Genomic DNA, 5,121 nt, shown 5'->3' with positions numbered 1-5,121 from the left:
GATGAGCTCTCTCTCGTCTTCAAACAGGAGCGGCCTGTACGGGCATCACGCGGGGTCCGGGCTCAGGTGTTGCCGTCCGCCCGGGCGGCGGCGCGCTGCGCGCGTCTGGACAGGCGGCCGCCGGTCGCGGGTGTGGCCCCTTCGGTGGGCGGGCCGTATCCCATGAGCTCCGTGAGGTTGTCCACGAACGCACGGATCGTGGGGTACTCGACGAAGGCGGTGGCCGGCACCTCGAAGTCCAGCTCCTTGCCCAGCTTGGCCGTGACCTCCACGAGCATCAGCGAGTCGAGACCGAGCTCGAAGAGATTGGTATCGACGCCGGCCTGCTGGTCATCGCCCAGCAGCCTGGCGACCTCCTCGACCAGGTAGTCGGTGAGCAGCGTGGCGTTGTACCGGCCGTCCTGGGGGTCGAGCCGGGCGGCCAGACGCTCCGTGTTCGTGGCGGTTTCCGGCGAACTCGTCTCGTGCGGCTCGATCCAGTGCCGGCGCCGCTCGAAAGGACGTGGCGGCAGCGGTACGCGGCGCAGCTCGGTGCCCTCCTGCACCTTCGCGAAGTCCACCGGAGCGCCGTGAGCCCACAGCTCGCCAACCAGCGCGAGGAGCGGGTGGAGGCCGCGCACGGGTGTCTCGCCCGCGGTGAGTCGCACCGGGCGCCCCGTATCGCCGGCGGTCAGCGTGTCCAGCGCGGGCAGATCGCCGTCCGCCGTCCAGTTCCCGGCGGAGCGGCTTTCCTCTTCGCTCATCCAGTTTCCGGTCCGGGTGCTGAACACCGGCCAGCGCGGCACATCGAGCTGCGCGGGGGCGGTGCCCCGAACCCAGGCCAGGGCGTCCGCCAGGGAAAGGGATTCGGTCAGCGCTGCGGCCACGGCGAGCCCGGCCGGCGTATCGGCGGCCAGCCCCGCCGGCTCCAGCCCCCACGAGGCCAGCGTCATGGCTGTCGCGTACTCGTGCACGAAGCCGGCCACCGCTGCCCCGGCGTCCCGGAGACCGGGGTCGTCATGGGCCAACCCGAGTGCCTCGGCGCATCGCTCGATCGCTTCACGGTAGGCCGGCACGCTGCGCTGCAGCGCCTCCGCGCCGTCGGGATCCACCTCGCCGGCGGACAGCACGAAGATGGGTTGGGTCGGCTGCGCACCCGCCGCCCCCTGGATGATCTGCTCGGTGTCCCCGAGCGCGAGGGCCATCGCCGCCTCGCGGGTGCTCGTGGCCACGAGCGCCAGGCGATGGCCGTAAGCCCGGCGGCCGAGGCCCAGGGTGGTGGCGACCGCGGCGAGATCGAGATCGCTGTGCTGCCTCAGGTAGCGGGCCAGGTCCGCCGCCGTCTGTTTCAGTGCTTCCCCGGAGCGGGCGGAGAGCACCAGAAGCTCCGAGTCCCGCGTGCGTACTGGCGTTGGCCGCTCCGGGGCCTGCTCCAGCACCGCGTGGGCATTGGTGCCGCCGATGCCGAACGAGCTCACCCCGGCGCGTAGCGGACCGTCGTGGGCTTGCCACTCGGTGGTGCGGGTGTTCACGAAGAACGGGCTGGCATCGAAGTCGATCTCCGGGTTCGGGGACTCGAAGTGGAGGCTCGGCACCAGCGAGCCGTGCTCCATCATCAGCGCGACTTTGGTCAGGCCGGCCATGCCCGCGGCGGTGTCGAGATGGCCGACGTTGGTCTTCACCGATCCCAGGGCACAGAAGCCCACCGCGTCCGTTTCCTGCCGGAACGCGTTGGTCAGCGCGGCCACCTCGATCGGATCGCCCAGCGGTGTGCCGGTACCGTGTGCCTCCACATAGCTCACCGTCTCCGGCGCCACCCCCGCGGCGTTCTGTGCATCGGCGATCACGCCCGCCTGGCCGTCAATGCTCGGTGCCGTGTATCCGGTCTTGTTGGCGCCGTCATTGTTGATCGCCGTGCCCTTGATGACGGCGTGGATCCAGTCACCGTCGGCGAGCGCGTCGGCGAGGCGCTTGAGGATCACCACCCCGGATCCGCTGCCGATGACGGTCCCCCTGGCCTGCGCGTCGAAGGCGCGGCAGTGCCCGTCCGGCGAGAAGATCATGCCTTCCTGGTACTCGTATCCCTTGTCGTGGAGGGACAGGTGCACGGCGCCTGCCAGCGCCATGTCGCATTCCCCGCCTAGCAGGCCGAGGCAGGCCGTGTGCACGGCCACCAGGGAGGTGGAGCAGGCGGTGTTGATGCTCACGCTGGGGCCGCGCAGGTTGAGCTTGTAGGACACCCGGGTCGCCAGGAAGTCCTTGTCATTCGCCAGCATCAGGCGGTACCGGTCCACCGACGAGCCCGTGCGATACCGGTCGCCGAGGTTGTCGGGCAGATAGGTATTCATCCCTGCACCGGCATACACGCCGATGTGCTCGTGGCTGCGTTCCGGGTCGTGCCCGGCGCGCTCGAGCGCCTCCAGGGCGCACTCCAGGAACACGCGATGCTGGGGATCCAGGATCTCGGCTTCGTCATGGGTGAACTGGAAGAGCCCGGCGTCGAACAGATCCACACCGGGAATCGTCTGCGCCGCCTTGACGTAGTGCGGGTCCGCAAGGCGATCGGCGGGCACCCCCGCGGCCTGCAGCTCTTCGTCGGAGTAGAGGGTCAGGGTCTCCTGCCCGTCCCGCAGCACGTCCCAGAAGCGGTCCACGGAATCCGCGCCCGGGAAGCGGCAGGCCATACCGATGATTGCGACGTCTGAATCGGAAACTGTCACGATCGTATCTCCCTTACTCATTGTTTCCGGGGCAGCTGAATGCCCAGGTCATCGGCGACCTCATGCATTCCCAGGAAGCTCTGTGCAACGAACTGCGCGGCGTCCTCGGAGGCGCCCATCCGCTGGAACAGGTCCACGAGCGTGCGTTCGTGCTCGTCCCGGTCGCCGCCGCCTTCGGCCAGCTCCAGGGTCACCTCGCCCAGGCGTCGCTCGACGTCGGTGAGATCCATGGACCGGGGGAACTTGATGCTGAAGGTGCTTCTGTCGTTGTCCCCGTTGCGCTTGACCGAGCGCACGTGGGTGGAGGCATTGAGCTTGTAGAACATGCAGTCCCAGTGCTTGAAGGAGTAGTAATTGAGCAGCGGGAACAGCGTGCAGTGGGTCTCCATGGGCGAGGACTGGTACAGGCCCTTCGCCCGCAGCTCCTCGATGATGCGGTCCGGGTCGTACTCGTGGCGCATGGCGATGAACGGGAAGACGATCTTCGGCAGGTTCTGTTCCTCGTCGAAGAGCAGATCCTCGAGCTGCCCCCCGAACAGCGAATCGGCGAGGCTCTCGCCGAAGGTCTTGTAGAACCCCCGCACCACTTCGCGGACGTTCGATTCCATCGTCAGGATCTGTTGCGGGTCCGCGCACAGCGCGATGTACGGAATCTTCTGGCGGTAGGCCATGAGGATCGCGCGGAGCACGAAGAACGTCCGGCAGGACACGCACGGAAGCTTCTCGTCCAGGTACTTGCCCGGCTTCGGCGGTGCGGGTCGGTTGAACACCTCGCGCATCATGCGCTTGATATTGTCGTCGTCGGAATCGAGGACGAAGGTCGCGTCGATCTTCTCGCGGGCGAGCTCGATGTTCTGGGCCGCGTGCTCGCTCTCGAACGGCACGTCGAAGGTGAAGGCGAGCACGCGCTTGCCGTACTCGTTGACGAACTTGTCCAGCATGTACGTGCTGTCCTTGCCGCCGCTGTACATGAACAGACAGTCGTATTCGCCCTCGGCCGGCTCTGCCTGCTGGAATTCGGCGAAGACATCGGCGGTGTAGCGGTAGTTGGTCAGCAGCTCCTCTGCGAAGTCGAGGTTGCAGAGGTTGCAGACCTGCTGATCGTCCAGGACCACGCCCGGGTGGTTCTCTTTCAGCGAACAGACCTTGCAATGATTCATGGATCCCTCCTGTGCTGGGGCGTGCGGGCCGAGTCCATCTCCGGCGTGGATTACGGGACAGAGCCCGTTTGCGTGCGCTTGCGGCGTCGCGACAGCGTCGCGACGTCACGGCGTCTTCGTGGGGTGCGGGCGCTGGTTTCCGAATCCCCGCCGAGATACGCGGCCATGGCACGGACGGTGGGGTGGCCGAACATGTCCAGGCGCGTGACGGGTCGACCCAGGCGCTCCTGGAGCAGTGTCGTCACGGAGGTGAGCCGCAGCGAGTCGCCGCCCAGGTCGAAGAAATTGTCCTCCGCACCCACGTCTTCGAGACCGAGCACCTCGCACCAGACTCCGGCGATTCGCCGTTCCAGGTCGTTGCGCGTGGCCGCTGCGGCGCCCGCGACCCGCTTCGGGGCTGGCTGGGGGAGCGCCTTGCGGTCGATCTTCCCGTTGGCCGTGAGCGGCATGCGGGGCAGCACCACCACGGCAGTCGGAACCATGTACCCGGGCAGCGAGTCGGCGAGCCGGCTGCGCAATTCTTCCGCCGGCGGCAGGGCGTCGTTGCCCGTCACATAGGCCACCAGGCGCTGCTCGCCGGGGCGGTCTTCGCGCACCAGCGCGACCGCTTCGGCGACCGTGTCCATCCGCCGCAGGACCGACTCGATCTCCGCGAGCTCGATGCGGTATCCGTTGAGCTTGATCTGCCGGTCCAGGCGCTCGAGGAACTGAAGCCGACCGTCGGCGCGCTGGCGCACCAGATCCCCGGTGCGGTAGGCGCGCTCGCCGGTGGGCGGAAGATGCACGAAGCGCTCGGCGGTCAGCTCGGGGCGGCCGAGGTAGCCGTCCGCCACCCCGTCGCCCGCGATGTACAGCTCGCCGGGTATGCCCGGTGGGACGGCGACGCCGCGCGCATCGAGCAGGTGGCAGCGGGTATTGCCGATGGGGTGACCGATGGTCACGGGCTCGCCCGCATTCACCTCGTCGAGGGTCGACCAGATCGTCGTCTCGGTGGGACCGTAGACGTTGAAGAGCTTGCCGACGCGGACCGCCAGTTGCCCGGCGAGCTCGTCGGGCAGCGCTTCGCCGCCACACAGGGCATGCAGGCCCGGGTCGCCTTCCCAGCCCGCGGCGATGAGCATGCGCCAGGTGGTGGGCGTCGCCTGGAGCAGCGTGGGGCGGGCGCGCTCGATACGTTGCCGCAGCGCGACGCCATCGGCGGAAACCTCCGCCGCCAGAATCTCCACCAGCCCGCCACGGACCAGCGGGAGGTAGAGCTCGAG

3 protein-coding genes (1 of these 3 only partly in view) are annotated in these 5,121 nt (G+C 68.3%); all 3 read right to left on the bottom strand.

Annotation, left to right across the window (positions count from 1 at the left end; genetic code table 11):
* Window positions 1–62: 62 nt before the first annotated feature.
* Tightly spaced (at most 50 nt apart), the 3 genes in view from ACPEES_RS12355 to ACPEES_RS12345 form a layout consistent with a single transcriptional unit that may run on beyond the window.
* The gene (locus ACPEES_RS12355) at window positions 63–2,699 is read right to left on the bottom strand and encodes a beta-ketoacyl synthase N-terminal-like domain-containing protein (RefSeq protein ID WP_435103800.1); all 2,637 of its coding nucleotides are present in this window, start codon (window positions 2,697–2,699) and stop codon (window positions 63–65) included.
* 17 nt (window positions 2,700–2,716) lie between these two features.
* Entirely contained in the window at window positions 2,717–3,859 is a 1,143-nt protein-coding gene (locus ACPEES_RS12350; protein WP_435103799.1) for a hypothetical protein, read from the bottom strand.
* A gap of 50 nt (window positions 3,860–3,909) precedes the next feature.
* Window positions 3,910–5,121, bottom strand: partial view of an amino acid adenylation domain-containing protein gene (locus ACPEES_RS12345; protein ID WP_435103798.1) — the final stretch only. It continues 2,253 nt past the right edge of the window; 1,212 of the gene's 3,465 nt are visible here — the last part of the coding sequence; the start codon falls outside the window, past its right edge; it ends in the stop codon at window positions 3,910–3,912.

The organism is Arhodomonas sp. AD133 (assembly GCF_051195215.1).
GTDB lineage: Bacteria > Pseudomonadota > Gammaproteobacteria > Nitrococcales > Nitrococcaceae > Arhodomonas.
Note: the sequence above shows the minus strand (reverse complement) of the source record. Positions and strands in the feature narration are given on the sequence as shown.

What these genes read in the sequence shown, in the direction of transcription:
- ACPEES_RS12350 (WP_435103799.1), bottom strand. Translation starts at nt 3,859, where the DNA reads ATGAATCATTGCAAGGTCTGTTCGCTGAAAGAGAACCACCCGGGCGTG.